18 protein-coding genes are annotated in these 18,176 nt (G+C 38.2%); 6 read left to right on the top strand and 12 right to left on the bottom strand.

Annotated features, from left to right (window positions below; all coding sequences use genetic code 11):
- Positions 1-161 precede the first annotated feature (161 nt).
- Positions 162-1,346 carry an MFS transporter gene (locus tag MHI10_RS06895; protein WP_340784158.1) on the bottom strand — a complete coding sequence of 395 codons (1,185 nt, stop codon included), beginning with the start codon at positions 1,344-1,346 and terminating at the stop codon, positions 162-164.
- A 223-nt stretch (positions 1,347-1,569) separates the two neighbouring features.
- Between MHI10_RS06895 and MHI10_RS06890 the strand changes: the two genes are divergently transcribed.
- Positions 1,570-2,313, top strand: a complete 744-nt coding sequence (locus MHI10_RS06890; protein WP_340784156.1) for an amidohydrolase family protein — start codon at positions 1,570-1,572, stop codon at positions 2,311-2,313.
- A 41-nt stretch (positions 2,314-2,354) separates the two neighbouring features.
- A complete protein-coding gene (gene lepB, locus MHI10_RS06885) occupies positions 2,355-2,924 on the top strand; it encodes a signal peptidase I (protein WP_340789158.1) in 570 nt (189 codons plus the stop codon).
- A 57-nt stretch (positions 2,925-2,981) separates the two neighbouring features.
- On the opposite strand, the gene MHI10_RS06880 is transcribed toward lepB, so the two are convergent.
- Genes MHI10_RS06880 through MHI10_RS06850 form a run of 7 tightly spaced genes read right to left on the bottom strand, consistent with a single transcriptional unit; the run spans position 2,982 to position 9,622 of the window.
- The gene (locus tag MHI10_RS06880; protein WP_340784155.1) at positions 2,982-3,578 is read right to left on the bottom strand and encodes a malonate decarboxylase holo-ACP synthase; all 597 of its coding nucleotides are present in this window, start codon (positions 3,576-3,578) and stop codon (positions 2,982-2,984) included.
- Positions 3,572-5,257, bottom strand: a complete 1,686-nt coding sequence (locus MHI10_RS06875) for a biotin-independent malonate decarboxylase subunit beta (protein ID WP_340784154.1) — start codon at positions 5,255-5,257, stop codon at positions 3,572-3,574. The genes MHI10_RS06880 and MHI10_RS06875 overlap by 7 nt, the downstream gene beginning before the upstream one ends.
- A complete protein-coding gene (locus MHI10_RS06870) occupies positions 5,247-5,546 on the bottom strand; it encodes a malonate decarboxylase subunit delta (RefSeq protein ID WP_340784153.1) in 300 nt (99 codons plus the stop codon). The genes MHI10_RS06875 and MHI10_RS06870 overlap by 11 nt, the downstream gene beginning before the upstream one ends.
- Entirely contained in the window at positions 5,500-6,369 is an 870-nt protein-coding gene (locus MHI10_RS06865; RefSeq protein WP_340784151.1) for a triphosphoribosyl-dephospho-CoA synthase, read from the bottom strand. Before MHI10_RS06865 ends, MHI10_RS06870 begins: the two co-directional genes overlap by 47 nt.
- Positions 6,370-6,381: 12 nt before the next feature.
- On the bottom strand, positions 6,382-8,031 hold the full coding sequence (mdcA, locus tag MHI10_RS06860) for a malonate decarboxylase subunit alpha (RefSeq protein WP_340784150.1): 1,650 nt from the start codon (positions 8,029-8,031) through the stop codon (positions 6,382-6,384).
- 2 nt (positions 8,032-8,033) lie between these two features.
- Positions 8,034-8,960, bottom strand: a complete 927-nt coding sequence (locus MHI10_RS06855) for an ACP S-malonyltransferase (RefSeq protein ID WP_340784147.1) — start codon at positions 8,958-8,960, stop codon at positions 8,034-8,036.
- Positions 8,961-8,971: 11 nt separating this feature from the next.
- Positions 8,972-9,622: a GntR family transcriptional regulator gene (locus MHI10_RS06850; RefSeq protein ID WP_340784146.1), complete on the bottom strand. Its 651-nt coding sequence runs from the start codon at positions 9,620-9,622 to the stop codon at positions 8,972-8,974.
- A gap of 195 nt (positions 9,623-9,817) precedes the next feature.
- On the opposite strand from MHI10_RS06850, the gene madL reads away from it, so the two are divergent.
- Together madL and madM are read left to right on the top strand one after the other, a co-directional pair.
- On the top strand, positions 9,818-10,225 hold the full coding sequence (gene madL / locus MHI10_RS06845; protein ID WP_340784142.1) for a malonate transporter subunit MadL: 408 nt from the start codon (positions 9,818-9,820) through the stop codon (positions 10,223-10,225).
- Position 10,226: 1 nt separating this feature from the next.
- A complete protein-coding gene (gene madM / locus MHI10_RS06840) occupies positions 10,227-10,988 on the top strand; it encodes a malonate transporter subunit MadM (protein ID WP_340784140.1) in 762 nt (253 codons plus the stop codon).
- Between the two features lie 310 nt (positions 10,989-11,298).
- On the opposite strand, the gene MHI10_RS06835 is transcribed toward madM, so the two are convergent.
- Together MHI10_RS06835 and MHI10_RS06830 are read right to left on the bottom strand one after the other, a co-directional pair.
- Entirely contained in the window at positions 11,299-11,781 is a 483-nt protein-coding gene (locus tag MHI10_RS06835; protein ID WP_340784137.1) for a hypothetical protein, read from the bottom strand.
- A gap of 1 nt (position 11,782) precedes the next feature.
- Positions 11,783-12,637 (bottom strand): patatin-like phospholipase family protein, encoded by an 855-nt coding sequence (locus tag MHI10_RS06830; RefSeq protein ID WP_340784134.1) that lies wholly within the window; start codon positions 12,635-12,637, stop codon positions 11,783-11,785.
- A 136-nt stretch (positions 12,638-12,773) separates the two neighbouring features.
- On the opposite strand from MHI10_RS06830, the gene pepF reads away from it, so the two are divergent.
- Complete coding sequence (pepF, locus tag MHI10_RS06825; protein ID WP_340784131.1) at positions 12,774-14,579, top strand: oligoendopeptidase F; 1,806 nt, start codon at positions 12,774-12,776, stop codon at positions 14,577-14,579.
- 60 nt (positions 14,580-14,639) lie between these two features.
- On the opposite strand, the gene MHI10_RS06820 is transcribed toward pepF, so the two are convergent.
- On the bottom strand, positions 14,640-15,854 hold the full coding sequence (locus MHI10_RS06820; RefSeq protein WP_340784129.1) for an NAD(P)-dependent malic enzyme: 1,215 nt from the start codon (positions 15,852-15,854) through the stop codon (positions 14,640-14,642).
- Between the two features lie 399 nt (positions 15,855-16,253).
- Between MHI10_RS06820 and MHI10_RS06815 the strand changes: the two genes are divergently transcribed.
- Positions 16,254-17,069: a S1C family serine protease gene (locus MHI10_RS06815; protein WP_340784127.1), complete on the top strand. Its 816-nt coding sequence runs from the start codon at positions 16,254-16,256 to the stop codon at positions 17,067-17,069.
- A 78-nt stretch (positions 17,070-17,147) separates the two neighbouring features.
- Here the strand turns inward: MHI10_RS06815 and MHI10_RS06810 are convergent, their stop codons facing one another.
- A complete protein-coding gene (locus MHI10_RS06810) occupies positions 17,148-18,164 on the bottom strand; it encodes an inorganic phosphate transporter (RefSeq protein WP_340784124.1) in 1,017 nt (338 codons plus the stop codon).
- Between the last annotated feature and the right edge of the window lie 12 nt (positions 18,165-18,176).

The following is an 18,176-nucleotide window of genomic DNA, read 5'->3' as shown; positions in this document are numbered from 1 at the left end:
CCTTTTCTCAACAATTTACCAGAAATAATGATGACAAAGCGCAGTACCCCCGATTACAAGGGTTACTGCGCTTTTTTTATTTATTATGCTATTTCTAAAGTCGTATTATTACTTCTAAAATTACTTTTATCTTGTACAATTTTAGTTTAATTCCTACCTTTTTAAGCTTCTTTTCGCATTTTCCATAAAAAGTACAACGTGGGGATAATCAAAATTGCAGAAAAAGCAATACCTCCATTAATCGAAGTATATAGTGCAATGATCCCAACAAGGGGACCTCCAGCTACCTGACCGAGCGCATCTATCTGACCGTACATCGAAATCGCAGTAGCCCTACCTTGTGACTGCAATCGCTCGTTTGTTACTACACTCATTAATGGGTAATTGATGTTTCGCAGTGTTGCAATTGCCCAATATAATAATACTGCAATCAAAAAGTTTTCAGTAAACGCGAAAAACAACATAGCGAAAGATAATAAACTATTCGCCAGCAACAAAATCGTTGTATAGCGCCCTTTCATATTAATCTCTACAACCTTCAGCACTGCAATATTCAGGAGAAACGCAATGGCATAAAACGCTCCAAACCAGTAAATCGAATCTTCCTCTGCTAGACTAAAACTTTCAATAAAATGTGCGCCCCATAAACGGTCAAAACCTTCACTAGCAAGTCCCCAGAATAATGTGATCGCCGCAATCGCAAATAACACTCGATTTCCCTTTATTTGTGACAAGCCACCCTTTAAAGCTAATTCTATTTGTTTAGAACTAGAATGATTTTCTCGGGAAAGTGTTACAAATTTCGTTTCTGGCATAATCATATGTGAGATGATTGCTAATAGAACTAACAATGAGCCCGCAATCAAAATCGTTATTTGTACAGAAAAAACAGTAGCAATGAATACACTAACAAGAATCCCGATAAATGCACCAAACGAACTGTATTGTGCACCCTTTAGAAATACTTGATCCAAACTTTTGTTTTCCAATTCGTCTGTGATCCATGCTTGTTCCGCACCACTTATAAATGTCCAGCCAATCCCCCACAACGCAGAACCGACTGCAATTGCCCAAAATTCAGGAAAACTCCCTTCTAGTAAATGAGCAGCCCCTATAATGAACGTTCCAATAACTAATGACATCTTTCTTCCAAAAAAGTCCGCCACCAACCCAGTTGGCATTTCAAACAATAATATGGTTAATTCTAAAATTGTCCCTATCAAGACGAGTTGTAAAGGATTTAGCCCAGCTTGAGATACATAATAAATCGCGTTCAGCGTAAACACCATCTGGATGATGAATGCACGTGAACTTGTTGTAAAGTAGTAAATATTTTTGATATTCAATGTTTTGTCCTCCGATTTTTAGCAATTCCAATTGGATGCTCAAACCGGAAAATAAGTTCACAAAATTAAGCTAACATACCCTCCGATTTGATGTAGAAAGTAAGTGTTGTGCTTTTCATATTCATCTCTCCCTATTCGTTAATAAATTTAGTATAATTGTATTTTTCCGAATTGTCATTCTTCGTTTTTCTGATATATTTAAGCAAGGGGAGGATGATTTAGAATGAGAATTTTTGATGCACATTTTCACATAATTGATTTTGATTTTCCGATTATCGAGAACCAAGGTTATACACCGCCAAGCTACATTGTCACAAATTATGAACAGGAAACAGCTCACTTGAATGTATTAGGTGGTGCGATTGTATCTGGATCATTTCAAGGTTTTGATCAAGGCTATTTATTAAAGGCACTTAAACAAATGGGACCTGCATTTTGTGGGGTTACACAATTACCTTTTACTGTGACGGATGATGAAATTTTAAACTTACATAATAACGGAGTAAGAGCATTACGATTTAATATTAAACGGGGCGGCTCAGAGGATTTATCAAAGCTCGACTACTTTGCAAGAAGAGTTTATGATTTGGTTGGGTGGCATAGTGAATTGTATATTGATGCAAAAGAGTTACCTGAAATTGCATCAACCATCGAAAAATTACCTGCTATTTCCATAGATCATTTAGGAATGTCTGAAGAAGGACTGCCGCATTTATTGAAATTAGTAGATAAAGGGGTACACGTTAAAGCTACCGGATTTGGGCGTGTAGAATTAAATGTAGAAAATGCCATGAAGTCCATTTATACAACGAATCCTGATGCACTCATGTTTGGAACAGACTTACCATCAACAAGAGCAAAAAGGCCTTTTGAAGTGGCGGATATTGCACTTGTTCAGCAATTATTCGATGAAAAAGCTGCAGATAAAATTTTATATTCTAATGCTTTAAAATGGTATTTCAAGTAATATGACGTGAATACTATTTGAAAAAAAATGAAATGGAGGGAATAACATTGCAGAAAAAAGAAAAAAATGAATTACTGGAATGGTTAAAAGCTATTGTTGTCACGGTCGTATTTGTCATCGGGATACGTACTTTCATTTTCACACCGATTCTTGTAAGCGGAGAATCTATGATGCCGACGTATGAAGATGGGGATCGAGTTATAGTAAATATTATCGGCAAACAAATCTCTGGATTAGAACGTTTTGATGTCATTGTTTTTCACACGACTGAAGAAACCAATTATATTAAACGAGTGATTGGCTTACCTGGTGACCATATTGCATACAAAGATGACGTGCTGTACATAAATGGTACCCCTTATGACGAGCCCTATTTAGATGCATATAAAGCGCAATTAATGGGATACGGTACTTTAACACAGGATTTTACGCTTGAAGATTTAGCGAATGTGTCAACTATTCCTGAAGGCTATTTATTCGTATTAGGTGATAATCGTGTGAATAGTACAGATAGTCGAGATCCAAGAGTCGGATTAATAGCGATAGATACTGTTATTGGTAAAGCGAACATTCGATTTTATCCATTAGATCATATTGGTATTGTGAAATAATTGGTTACAAAAACAAAAGACTGTTCTAGAATTTTACTTCTAGAACAGTCTTTAAAATTAATTTTTTGATCTCATTCCTTCAATTAAAATCGGTCCAGTAGATGTTCTTACAATAAATTTTTCATTATTTAAAACATCATCCAAAACAACACCACCTAAACCTTTCATTTCAATTTGAATATCTAATTTATTTTCACACTGCGATAATTTTGGTTTTAGTGTCTCTAACTTTGAAACCTCTGCAATCGAATCCATATAAATAATGACGTCGATATCACTTTGCTCATGACAAACTTGTATTCCAGTTGCCATTGAAAAACCGACACTCCCACCAATTCCCCATTCGAAATGCTGTAAAATTTCCTTTAATTGTTTTATCGATTTTTCGTGTGATACAGGTGGTACAAATTGTAGAACATCTACCGGTTTGATAATACGTTCAATATTTTGCGCCGATGTGAAAGCCGCAAAACGTTTAGAACGATTATTTCCTCTGAATCCTATTGCCACTTTTTCTCCAGTTACTTTCAAGCGACGAACGACAGCAATTCGGTTTGCCATTTCGTCTGTTAACATCCAGTGGGGTTTCTGTTCGAAAATTTCTACTTCTTCGTTTGAATATAAAAAAACGATATCATGTACATTTACTACCATTGTTCTGCGATTTTTCCACGTACAGCAATCGATGCTTTCCGTCCATTTTCGATTGCAATTTTTGATTGAAGGCGATTGGCTAACGTTACATCGGATGATTGCATTATATTTTCTTTAGCTTTAGCAATCATATTTTTAACTTGCTGTATTTGCTCTAAAGATGGCATATCTGCATTCACCCCTGCAATTAATTCATGTACTGCTCCTAACGAACAGAATGAATGAATATCATACGCCATCGATGGTACCGAATTTGCAAGCTCATCTAGTTCTTCAACCGTGCGCATCGTAACAAGTGCTGCTGATTTTTTAGACATTACATGTACTTGAATGGCGTCATCATCTAAAGAGATGATACGATTCCCTTGCATACCATGTGCTAAAAAAGCGCCTGAAATAGCTTTTCCAACGACACATGTCACAATTGGATGTCCACTTTGACGAGCTACTGCATACGCTTCAACACTTGCTGAACATGCTAAGTAAATCCCAAATAGCTCTTCATGATAGCCAAAAGCCTGCCCTGGCACATCTACAATTGGAACAATTAAACGCTTTTCATCTGCTAATGCATCCTCTTCAATAGCTTGACGAACATATTTAGCAACAGTCCATGCCTCTTGCAAACCAAATTCACCGTTGCGTGCACGATAAAACTTACTTTCGCTATTTGGAACAACTGCAATAAAACGTGCTTTTTTTCCATTTAATTCGGCATCTGCAACTAATACAGACGGTGTTTCAGAAATGGAAGTTGCCCCATTTGTAAAAGCGTCGAACCAAATTCGACCACGACTTACATTTTGCCCATCTTGCGCATTCTCTTTTACCGGTGCATACTCCTGACGACGTTGTAAAGTTCCTTGTGCCTCTTCAGGACTAATTTTCGTCTCCAGTTGTATTTGACTTAGCATATTTAAGAACGCATCATATTGATTCGTACGCTCAGCATATGAAGGGACATTCCATAAACGGCTAATTGCAGCAACATAATTTGGAATATCATCCTCCACCACCTCATCGATCAAATTTGCATTTAATCGACTAGTACCACCTATCATTTGCCAAATAAGTGGTTTCTGCTTAGCATTTAGCTCTCTTACACCTGCTTCTTGCTCCACTACTTCTGGGCCGTTCATCCCTAATCGTCCTTCACGCGTCATAATTAATGCCGAGCAAAGTCCTGCTGTTAAAGACATTCCACCAAATGAGCCAACTTTCCCAGGAATAATCCCGATAACTGGTACATATTTTTTAAGTGCCACAATTACCGAACTAATTTCGGCAATAGATAGCAATCCATAATTTGCCTCCTGTAAACGGACACCACCTGTATCATAAATAATGACTGGATATACAAACTGTCCCGCTTCACATGATTTTAAAGCTCGCTCAAGTGCACCAGCAAACTTTGCACCTGATACCTCTCCAATTCCGCCACCTTGAAAACTACCCTCAATTGAAATGACAAGCGTTTTCCGACCTTTAATCGTTCCCTGCATAATAATCATGCCATCATCACTTTGAGGAACAATATTTTGCGCTTCTAAATGTGGGGATTCAAAGCGATCAAATGGTCCTAAAATTTCCTTTGCCGTCCCTTCATCAAGTAATAAGTACGCTCGCTCTCTCGCCTTACTTTCCACCAAACTGATAGGTAATGTTGCACTATTCACCACTGAATCCCACCTCCGCTGCTTGTGCTAAACGAATGGAAACAACACCAGGCGTTGCACCGAAATCATTAATCGTAATAAATGCTAAAATATTTTGCTGTGCAATAAAACGTTCAATTACCTTTTGCCAACTTTCAGCATACCCTGTAATACCTGTTCGTACCTCAACCTTTGTTTCAGTTCCCTCAATTGGTTCAAGCAAAATTTCTAAATCACCTGAACCTACAACACCAATATGTGCACGCTTAACTATCGGACGTTCCGCTGGAAACGTGTAAGTCAATTTCTCCATTACAAGCACCCCTTTTTGTTTTTGCTTCAATATTTACAATGAACAAAGTCGCTGCTAACAAATCTGCTGATCCACCAGGCGAAAGCCAGCGTTCAATAAATTGTTGATCTAGCCCCTTAATCGCAGACACTGAAAACTGCTGTAGCAACTCTCTAGACTCTGCCTTAGCAAACTGAAGCCCTGCAAGTCCCCCCCGGTGAAGAAGACACGTATCATTTAAATTTGAAATTAACACAAGTAATGTAAAAAGTTTCGCTTCTTTTAATGGCATTTTTCGAATTGCTTGCTTATAGACCGGTAAGCTATATGCGCGAATATGTGGAAAAGCTTGCTGCGCTTCCTCACGTGCCCCAGTAATTCCGTAGTTTCTTTCCACCTCTAAACCATTTGTTTTAATTTGAGGGATATATTTGTCAGGCAATTTCGCGAGCTCCGCAGCATCATGAAAAACTTGCGGAATATTTACTTGTCCTCTTCTTCTCGCAATCGCTGCACATAACAAACCTAATGACCAAATTGCACCTTTATGTGTATTAACATTCTCAGTAACTCGAAACATCCGATTTTCACCATGGCGACCTATAGCCCCAAATGCCTCACGCAACTTTATAGTTGGTTTTTCCCCAAAATTCACCATAGCCATTTGATAAAATGTAGCATGTAAAGCATGTGCTGAATTACGCATTTTTTGAAGCGTTAAATCATCATGAGCACCATTATTTTCTGAATCTACTAAGCCTGGTTTCGGCGTTAGTTCCACCTCTTCAATTAATGCCGCAACTGCTTCATCTGCAATACGTAAACAAATTGCATGTTGCTCCATAATTTCAACCCCTTACCAGCTTCGGAATTTTGCGGGTGGTTCATATAGACCACCTGACCATTGCACAAGCTCGTCAATATTTTTTGCTGCCAATAATGAACGATTCGCTTCTCCACGTAATATATTTAAATCTTCCGGCATCGCAACTAAGCCGCGGTCGCGTAACGATTGTGTACGTTTTACATCATGCTCCATTCCTAACGGGGTTACCCCTGCGATGGATGCAATCATTTCTCGACGCTCTGCTGGGCTGTCTGTTTTATATAAATATGCAATACCTTCCTCCGTTACAATGTGCGTTATATCCTGTGAATATATCATGACAGGTGCTACTGCTAAGTTCGCTTGTTTTTTTACATCAATTGCATCTAAACGCTCAACAAATACCGGTGTATTTGCATCTTGGTATGTCTCAGCAACTTGTACAACTAATTTTTTCCCACGTGCAAGCTCATCTTGACTTGTCATCATGTTGTACCAAGCCTCTGTCGAATGACGTCGCCCTCCTGGATCATGCCCCATATTTGGTGCTCCACCGTAGCCTGCAACACGCCCTTTTGTAACCGTCGAAGAGTTCCCATATGCATCCATTTGCAAGGTAGAACCGATAAATAAATCAACAGCATACTGACCAGCCAATTGGGCAAGTGTACGGTTTGAACGTAGACTTCCATCCTTCCCTGTAAAGAATATATCGCGCCTAGCCTGAACATATTTTTCCATCCCGAGTTCGCCACCAAAGCAATGGACACTTTCAACCCAACCAGATTCTATCGCAGGTATTAACGTCGGATGCGGATTCAATACCCAATTACGACAAATTTTACCCTTCAATCCTAACTTTTCACCATAGGAAGGTAAAAGTAACTCAATCGCAGCAGTATTAAAACCAATGCCATGATTTAAAGATTGAACACCATGCTTTTCATAAATACCACGAATACACATCATTGCCTGTAATATTTGAATGTCCGTAATATGTCGTGGATCACGGGTAAACAATGGCTCCAACTCATATGGCTCATCCGCTTCAACGATGAAATCTACCCACGAACTCGGAATATCCACACGTGGTAACTCATCAACAATTTCATTTACTTGAACTATAACAATGCCATCACGGAATGCTGTTGCTTCAACTATAGTCGGTGTTTCCTCAGTATTAGGCCCCGTGTATAAGTTACCAAAACGGTCTGCCTTATCTGCCGCTACAAGTGCCACGTTCGGAATTAAATCGACGAACAACCGTCCGTATAGCTCCACATAAGTGTGTAAATCCCCTAAAATAAGCCGACCGTCTTCAATCATTTGCGCAATTCGTAAGCTTTGTGGACCGGCATAGCTCATGTCAATACGTTTCGCAATACCTTCTTCAAAAATATCTAAATGCTCTGGTCTTGACACACTGGACATAATCATATGTAAATCATGAACACGGTCAGGATCTACCTTGACTAAAGATTGAGATAAAAACGATGCTTGCTTCTGATTATTTCCTTCAAGTACGACACGATCTCCCGGTTTTAAAACACTTTCAAGAACATCGACTATTTTATTTGTTGGAATAATAACCCCATCTACGAGATGAGCAACTTCTTGTAGTCTTTTCTTTTTCCCATCTAACCTTGTCATCCACGAACGTTCTTGCTGAATAATTACCATACTTACACCCCTTTGTTTTTAGCTAAATATAAGCAATCACTAAATCCATTCTTATCAACTGAATAGCTATCCGCCTCTAAAAAGGCGCTTTGTGCGAGCTTCTTTAACACATCCCCTGGTGGCATTTCAATAAATTGACGTACACCATTTTCAAACAAAATAGAAGTCGCATCATGCCAACGTACCGGCAATGCAATACTTTCTGCTAAATCTTGTGCGATTGCAGTCGGATTTCTTAACACACGCGCATTTCGATTCGCAATTAGTGGATATCTTGGCCGTTGCAACGGTAAATTGGAAAGCTCTGCGGCTAGTCGATTTTGTACTGGTAAGAAAAGTGGACAATGCGATGGTGTTGACACATTTAGCATTTTAGCTATACTTGCACCCTTCCCCTCAACAAAATCTATCACCCGTTGCATCGCTTTCTTATGCCCTGATAAAGTAAGCTGCTGTGGAGCATTTCGATTCGAAACATATACTGGTTTTTGCTCTGTATGGAACTGCTCTACTATTTCTAATAACTGTAGCTCGGGCATTCCAACAATTACTGCCATTCCATAAGCCTCATCCTGTAAAGATTCCATGAGCTCCCCACGCAAACGTACTAATTGCAACGCATCTTCAAAACTCAAAACATCACTTGTAACCGCAGCTGCGAATGCACCTACAGAATGACCTGCTAAATAATCTGGCTCCGTACCCTCATGCAGAAAAGCTCGTGCTGTAGCAACTCCTGCTGTTAGCATCGTAAGTTGAACATTACGTGTGCTCTTTAATGATTCTGCTTCCCCGAGAAATCTAATATCAATATTTAATATTTCGGAAGCTTCTTCTAATGTAGACTGAATGATTGACTGCTTAGGAAGCGCATGCAAGAATCCATCATACTGTGATCCTTGACCTGGAAAAATCCATGCCTTTTTCATCCTGTCACTCCTTATAGTAGCTTGTTTCGGACACTAAATATTACATCTTCCGTATGTTTACGCAAAATGGATTTTAGTTGATCTAAGTCATCTTTTATCAAGCATTCATAAATTTCATTATGCTCCTGAATAGATTTTGCAATGGTTTCATTATTTGAAAAATGAATAATCTGAATACGAAGTAAAGGCAACGCAATTTTACTGTACATATCGATTAAAACGATACTTTTGCTTAACTTTAATAAAATATAGTGAAATTGGTAGTTAAGATGCGTATATTCTGTATAATCTTTAATCTTCGCCATCTTCATTAAGACAACTTTCATATCTTTCAAAAACTCTTTTTCTTTACTTGGCTCTTGTAATCTTTCAGTTGCTAGCATTTCTAGATGGTTACGAACATCTAACAAATCCCTCATATCTTCAAGTGTATATCCTTTAATAAAAGCTCCTTTTCTGGGAACACGTTCAATAATTCCTTCTGTACTTAATAAATAAATTGCTTCACGTACAGGCGAACGACTCGTTTGAAACTGCTCAGCATAAATGGATTCCACCACTTGATCTCCTGGTCTTAGTTCTCCCTCCAAAATTTGTGCTAATAGTTTATTCGCAATAGTAATTGATAGCGCGTTATCTAATGCTTTTTCAAAGTACTCCATTTCATTTTCACCTCATTTATCAATCTAAATTTGGTCGACTGTATACTGCAATATTAAAGTTAAAAGATTCAAAAATCAATCGTAAAATAAATATTTTTCTAGAAAATATCATTTTCTTCTTGAAAAATGCATTTTAATTGTTTATTCTGAAGTTGGAATACAGTCGACTGAAAACTTTGATAAAGGGGTGTTCAAATGGTTATTTATGGTGTCTCAATTTTAGGTGGTTGTTATTTAATTGGTATGTTTTTCGGGGAGCTTATTGGTACTTTGATGGGTATTAATTCGAATGTTGGTGGCGTGGGTATTGCGATGTTATTACTAATTATCATTGTAAGTAAGTTACAAAAATCCGGTAAAATTAGTATACCTACTGAAAGTGGACTAGCCTTCTGGAATGCGATGTATATCCCAATTGTTATTGCAATGGCCGCTAGCCAAAATGTGTTAGGAGCTTTAACAGGGGGGCCCTTAGCAATCGTTGCGGGTATCGCAGTAGTTCTTATTAGTTGGGCAGTTGTTCCAATGCTTAGCGGGAAAAAGGCAAAACAGGCTGCCATTCAATTCAACCAAAAATCCCCTACAATAAGCGAGGTGAACTAATGTGTTTGAGGCTGTTCAAAAAGTTTTAGAAGGTAATGGACTTATTACTGGTTTTGTTATCGTTGGTCTTGCAATGTATGTTGCCTATTTAATTTCGAATAAGTTAACTAGAGGGCTCATTCACGGTTCAGCAATTGCAATTGTCATAGGTTTGATTTTAGCTTATTTTGGAGGCGTTTACAGTGATGGCTCTAAAGGTTTAGCAGATGTTTCATTATTTGCAGGAATTGGTTTTTTAGGTGGTAGTATGTTGCGTGATTTTGCCATTGTTGCTACTTCTTTTGGTGCAAACTTTGATGAAATTAAAAAAGCTGGTATTCGTGGAGTGGCATCATTATTTATTGGCGTATTTTTATCATTCGTTGTAGGTGTGATGTTTGCATTAATGTTTGGTTATACTGATGCTGTTAGTTTAGCAACAATTGGAGCTGGTACGGTTACGTATATTGTCGGTCCGGTTACTGGCGCTGCTTTAAATGCAAGCTCTGAAGTGATTGCAATTAGTATTGCAGCTGGTTTAGTGAAATCTATACTTGTTATGGTAGGTACACCTTTTGTAGCCAAATATATCGGATTAAACAACCCGCTAACTGCCATGGTATATGGTGGATTAATGGGGACTACTTCTGGAGTTACAGGTGGGTTAGCTGCAACGGATGTACGATTGGTCCCGTATGGAGCCGTTACAGCTACTTTCTACACTGGTTTAGGCTGTTTATTATGCCCAACCATACTATTTATTTTAACAGATATGATTTGGTAAGTTAACCATTCGTCTAATATACGGCGTAATTAATTATTACACTTTCATAAAAATGACATATTTCTTTTCTTCTAAACATTCCCCAATGATAGATTGATTGAATTACAATCATAATTGAAAGTAATTAGTATGCCGTATTTAGAAGGTAAGTGGAACGTTAGGGTTTATCTTAATATAAGATTTATTCAATATAATCATCTACTTACCTATAATGAGTTCGGCTTTGTGCCGAACTCATATTTTAATTGAGCATCATCTCGATTGATATTAGCTACCCTCAGCTCAATATCTATCTACTCATCAAAAAAAGTCATCTCTGTATTTTCACTCCATAAATAGTTTCAATCATTTGCTTCATATACTCAAACTCATTTAGACCATCTTCATTAAAACAGCCACCCTCTTTCGTTAAATAGATGGTGTAATAATCAAATTCGCGCCCATCTCCGAAATCAATGGAGCCATTCGCTTGAAACTGTTCACCTTCTGGCAATTGCTCACCTTGCTTCGTATAAACAATGCTGTTATGTGGGCCTGAATGTTTTTCATTCACCCATCCAAATGATTCCGCCGAGCTTGTTGCCAAAATATTTTGCTCATCGAAATGAATATTCATGACCCTTTCATCAATCGTTAATGGAGGCGCGCTGGGCACATCGTAAAATAAGAAGGCATACTTCGTATCATCCGCGCCTAAATAATAATTGATTCGATCAAAGTCTCCACTTTTTGTATCAAGACATCCAACCAGTAACAAGATTGAAATTAGCAATAATCCTACAATCCTTTTCACATTAAACCTCCAAAAAGCCCTTTAGTTCACCCATTCTTTTCGTCGCTTGTTCATAGCCCATCTCATAATTCGCTTTCATTTGGTCCACTTTACTTTCAAAGCTTTTTAACGCATTATCTGGCTTGAAAATAAAAGCATTGCCGTGCTGTTCGATTTCAGAAATTTGCTTTAACGTCTCATTATACCTGTCCACGCGATTATTCAATGCCGCCGCCAATCTTGGATAACGCTTTTTGAATAACCTCATTGTAATGTCACTTGTTTTCGATGCTTCCTTTATATAGCCTGGCTCTCTCGTTAGCACAATTAAATGCTTGTGGAAACCTTTTTCAATCGCACGGTTAATCGGAATCGGATCCGCTAATCCTCCATCATAATAGGGTGCATTGCCAATTTTTATTTCAGGAAACAACACCGGGATTGCACAAGTTGCTTGTAAAATATCACAGCTTTTCGTCATTTGGAAAGCATCTTTAAACTCTACTTTTCCTGTGTACGCATTCGTTACGCCAAATTCTACTTCACCAGGATAGTGATAATACGTATCCCAATCAAAAATTTCTAATTCATTCGGCACAATATTATAAGCGAAATCCAAACCAAAAATACTTTTTTCCTTCCAAAAATTGCGCATCCCCATATAGCGCGGGTCATTACGATACTTCGTCAATACATTCAAAGTGCGCTCTGGCTGATTGGACATATAGGATACCGCATTAATCGCCCCCGCTGAAATTGCCGCGATGTAAGGCATAAAAATCTCTTCTTCCATTAATGCATCTAAAACTCCTGCAGTATATACTGTACGAAATGTCCCACCTTCTAATATAAGGCTACAATTTCCGATTTTTCCCATAAGATCACTCTTTTCATCCAACTTATTTCTTCATATCGTACCAAATAAATGCCCATTTCCCAAATGCCTTCTTCCTAAATATTCAGAAATATGGTACGATTTACTTCGAACATCGGAATATAGGAGGGAATGGCATATGTCAACAATTCAACGTAATGAAGTAGCGATTGATGAAACTTGGAATTTAGAGGATATTTTTAACAGTGAACAAGCCTTTGAAGATGCAATTCGTGAAGTAGAATCGTATGTCGATCAAGCTGTAACAACATTAACAGGTAACATTACAGATGCTCAAAGTGTTGTGAAAGCTATCGCAGCAAATGAAACAATGAACGAAATGTTAGTGAAAATCGGGACATATGCTAATCTTTCACATAGCGTGGAACAAACAAACTCTGACCATCAAATGCGCGCGGCAAAAGTTGGTCAACTTGCGGCAACAATTGCGACGAAATTATCATTCGTAAAAAGTGATTTACTCGCGTTGGATGAAGCGATTCTAAAAGAAGCACAGGAATTAAATCCAACTTTTGCGAATTATATCGACAAGCTACTTATTCAAAAGCCATATCAATTGCATCCAGAAGCTGAAAAAGCGTTGGCAGCATTCGGCGCATCATTTAGCGCTCCGTATGAACTTTACAATACAACAAAGCTAGTAGATATGAATTTCCCTCATTTCGAAGTAGACGGCGAACAATTCCCGCTGAGCTATAATTCATTCGAGGGGGATTGGGAGCTTGAATCCGATACAACTAAGCGTCATGCAGCATTCGATGCTTTTTATACGAAATTAAGCGACTACCAACATACAACGGCGAAAACATACAATACCCATTTAAAAATGGAGAAAACGAAATCAGATTTACGTGGCTATCCTACGATATTTGATTCTTTGCTTCAATCGCAAGAGGTCGATCGTACGTTATATGATCGTCAAATCGATTTAATTATGAACGAGCTAGCACCGCATATGCGCCGTTATGCAAAACTTTTACAAAAAACGCATCAACTTGAAAAAATGACGTTTGCAGATTTAAAAATTTCTTTAGACCCTACATTTGAACCGAAAATTACAGTAGAACAGTCACGTCAATATATGAAGGAAGGCTTAGCTGTGATGGGAGAAGATTACAGCAATATGCTAGATCGTTCATTTGATGAGCGCTGGATTGACTTTGCTCAAAACGCAGGAAAATCAACTGGCGCCTTTTGCTCAAGCCCATACGGCGTGCACCCTTATGTATTAATTTCATGGACGAGCCGCATGAATGAAGTGTTTGTACTAGCCCATGAACTCGGCCATGCAGGTCACTTCTATTTATCAAATGAAGCGCAAAATATTTTTAACGCTCGCCCTTCTTTATATTTCATTGAAGCACCTTCAACAATGAATGAAATGCTAATGGCGAACCATTTATTAAAAAATTCTACAGATCCACGCTTTAAACGTTGGGTCATTTCAACAATCATTAGCCGCACATATTATCATAATTTCGTTACGCATTTACTAGAGGCAGCGTATCAACGTAAAGTGTATGAAATCATTGATGCAGGTGGTAATGTGAATGCACCAAAATTAAATGAATTAAAGCGTGAAATATTAGAGCAATTCTGGGGAGATACAGTCGAAGTGAACGAAGGTGCTGAGCTCACTTGGATGCGTCAACCACACTATTATATGGGGCTTTATCCATATACGTACTCTGCTGGTTTAACAATTTCTACACAAGTGTCACAACGTATTTTAAATGGCGATGAAAATGCTGTTGCCGATTGGATTGACGTATTAAAATCGGGTGGCACAAAAACACCAGTAGAACTTGCAAAAATGGCAGGTGTCGACATTACAACGGAAAAACCTTTGCATGATACAATCGCATTTATCGGTGATATGATTACACAATTAGAGCAGTTGACGGAAGAATTAGTTCATTCATGAAATTCAAAAAGCATTACACTTCGTAATTTTTTTACGTTGTGTAATGCTTTTCTTTTTCTCTTAAATTGCGAGCGTTTGTTTAACGACATCTGGCTGTTGGAATAACACGGATACACCCGATTCAATCGCAGCTGAACCAACTGCTTTTGCAACGACACCAGCCACTCTTTCATCCATTGAGCTTGGCACGATAAAGTCTTCATGCAGTTCCTTTTCTGTCACTAATGATGCAATCGCTTCAACCGCTGCTAACTTCATCGTTTCATTAATATCTGTTGCACGAACGTCTAATGCACCTCGGAAAATACCTGGGAATGCTAGCATATTGTTAATTTGATTGGCATGATCTGAGCGACCTGTTCCAATAATTCGAGCGCCCCATTTCTTTGCATTTTCTGGTGTTACTTCTGGATTCGGGTTCGCCAAGGCAAAAATAATCGGATCTGCAGCCATTGATTGAATATGCGCCTCCGTTAAAAGATCCGCCACAGATACACCAATAAATACATCTGCGCCAACTAACGCTTCACTTAAGCTGCCACGTAATTGATACGGGTTTGTTAAGTTCGCTACTTGGTCTTTAATCGGGTTCATCCCCTCTTTACGCCCTTCATAGATGATTCCTTTTGTGTCACACATAATGACATTCGTATAACCCATTTGAATTAAAATACGTAAAATGGCAATGCCTGCCGCGCCGGCACCATTAATAACAACTTTCATATCCTTCACATTTTTCTTCACAATTTTTACAGCATTAATCAACCCTGCCCCTACTACAATGGCCGTACCATGTTGATCATCATGAAACACAGGGATATTACATTCTGCACGTAAGCGATCCTCAATCTCAAAGCAACGTGGCGCTGAAATATCCTCTAAATTAATCCCACCATATGTAGGTGAAATCGCCTTGACTACTTGCACAATTTCGTCCACATCTTTTGTTGCTAAGCACACTGGCACAGCATCGACATTAGCAAAACGTTTTAATAATAACGCCTTCCCTTCCATGACTGGTAACGCTGCCTCAGGTCCAATATCTCCTAGCCCTAATACCGCTGTACCATCCGTAACAATGGCTACTAAATTCCCTTTCATCGTATAGTCATACACCGTTGAAGGATTTTTCTCAATTTCTAAGCACGGTGCTGCAACTCCAGGTGAATAAGCTAAACTTAAGTCGTATTTGTCTTGAACAGGAACTTTCGAACGGATTTCCATCTTTCCTCCAAAGTGTTCGTGCATTTCTAGTGATTTTTTCATTAAATCCATTTGTATCAATCCTTTCAAATTTTTAGAATTTTCTTTATATTTATGAATGTTATTCGTTTACGTTTTGTTTGTCAACAATAATATTTAATTTTAATAAAAAAGTTAAAAAAACATCAACTAAACCATTAATACCAACACTTTAAAGGTTTTTTCGACGACAATCAAGTTTGTTAAAACCTACACAATCTATTATATTGAAATAACAAGTGTAAGGGTTATCATTTATAAAAAGTTGATTTAACACGGTTATATTTGTGATATTTTGCACGAAGTATTTTTCTAATTGTAATAATATTTTTTTCACAAACTTTATTTCACCCTAAAAAAAATTATAAAAACATTTTCGTCACAATTTCATCACATTTTTTTGCTAAACTAGTAGGAACGGGAGGGAATTTGATGAATGAAAATCCAAAGCAAGAAGAGCTAACAGAAGAGGAGTTTTTAGAACTCGTGTTAGAGGAACAGGAAAAAGCACTCGCCAAGGCTCGAGAGCAACGATTAAACCCAACACGCCAAAAATCGAAAAAACAAAAACCGATTGTGCGGATTTTTGTTTGGTTAATCGCCCTTTCACTCGTTTTTAATACATTTGCCGTTATTTTTAATATGTATTCCATTCCTGCCATTGAATTTTTACGTGTTTCCAGTCAATTATCAGGGCAGGATACAATTCAAACATATAAAAAAGCCGTCGTGACAATCAATACACAAGATAGTAAGGGAACGGGTTTTGGCATTTCTTCAGATGGCTATATATTAACGAATGAGCATGTCATTGATGATGCTTTATCCATTAGTGTTACATTCCCGGATGGACAAATTTATGAAGCCCAGGTTGTCGAAGCGTACGAACAATTTGATTTAGCGTTATTAAAAATTGAGGGTGAAGAGCTTCCATATTTGAAACTTGCGAAGTCGAGCCAATTTGAAGCGAAGGAACATGTTTATTTTATTGGAAACCCACTGTATTTTAGCGGCATTGCCAATGAAGGGAAACTGTTGGACTATACTGCTGCATCCTCGATTGACACGGAAGTCATTATGATGGATGCGCCCGTTTATAAAGGAAATAGCGGTAGTCCTGTAATAAATAAGGCTGGAGAAGTCATTGGTGTCGTATTTGCTACGGGTAAGCGCGACCCATTTGGAAAGGTCGGGTTATTTATTCCAATTGAAGCCGTTCACGAACATTTCTCGGCATTTCTACCGTAGTTCATTTGAAATTGATCAATTCCCCGAAAAAAGCAGAAAACGAGGTTGTCCTAAAATAGGACAACCTCGTTTTTTCAATTAGAAGATTAAACTTAATAAAAAATAGAACATTCCAGCCATTAAAGCCGAAATCGGTAATGTGATGAACCATGTAATGACAATTTTACGTGCCATCGCCCATTTTACACCTTTTACGCGTTGTGCTGCACCTACACCCATTATCGCAGAAGAAATAACATGTGTTGTGGATACTGGTAATGCAATAAGCGTTGCACCAAAAATAATCGATGCTGAAGTTAAATCTGCTGCTACACCGTTTACAGGGCGAATTTTCATAATTTTACCGCCCACTGTTTTGATGATTTTATAACCACCAACTGAAGTACCTATCCCCATTGCAAGGGCACAGGCAAGTCGCACCCAACTCTGTACTTCATCTGTTGATTGTAAGTTTGCAGCGATTAATGCCATTGTAATAATACCCATCGCTTTTTGCGCATCATTCGTACCGTGCGTAAATGATTGTAACGCTGCTGTACCAATTTGAGTTAAACGGAACGCTTTCGTTGTCGTATAAAGCGGTGAACGTTGGAAAATAACTTTGAAAATTTTCATCACGATAAAACCAAGTGTTAACGCTAAAATTGGTGAAATAATTAAAGCTTGTAATATTTTCAAGAAACCTGAGTAATTTAATATATTCATACCTGCAGAAGCAACTGCCGCACCCGCGATTGAACCGATTAACGTATGCGAAGAACTTGAAGGTATCCCAAAATACCAAGTTAATAAGTTCCATGTAATTGCAGAACATAACGCGGCTAATATAACAACTGACCCTGTCACATCACCTTCAAAAGCATTTAATGAGAACGGGTCAACAATGCCAGATGCAACAGCTTTTGCTACTCCAACGAATGTAATGGCACCAACAAAGTTCATGACCGCGGCCATCAAAATCGCAACACGTGGCTTTAACGCACGCGTCGATACCGATGTAGCAATTGCGTTTGCTGTGTCATGGAAACCGTTAATAAAATCAAATGCTAACGCAAAGATGACAACTAATACGGTAATAATTAATAACGTATTCATAGTTTACTCCCT

It is taken from the genome of Solibacillus sp. FSL K6-1523 (assembly GCF_038005225.1).
Classification (GTDB): domain Bacteria; phylum Bacillota; class Bacilli; order Bacillales_A; family Planococcaceae; genus Solibacillus.
The sequence above is the reverse complement of the archived record's forward strand: the minus strand, read 5'-3'. Positions and strand labels throughout refer to the sequence as shown.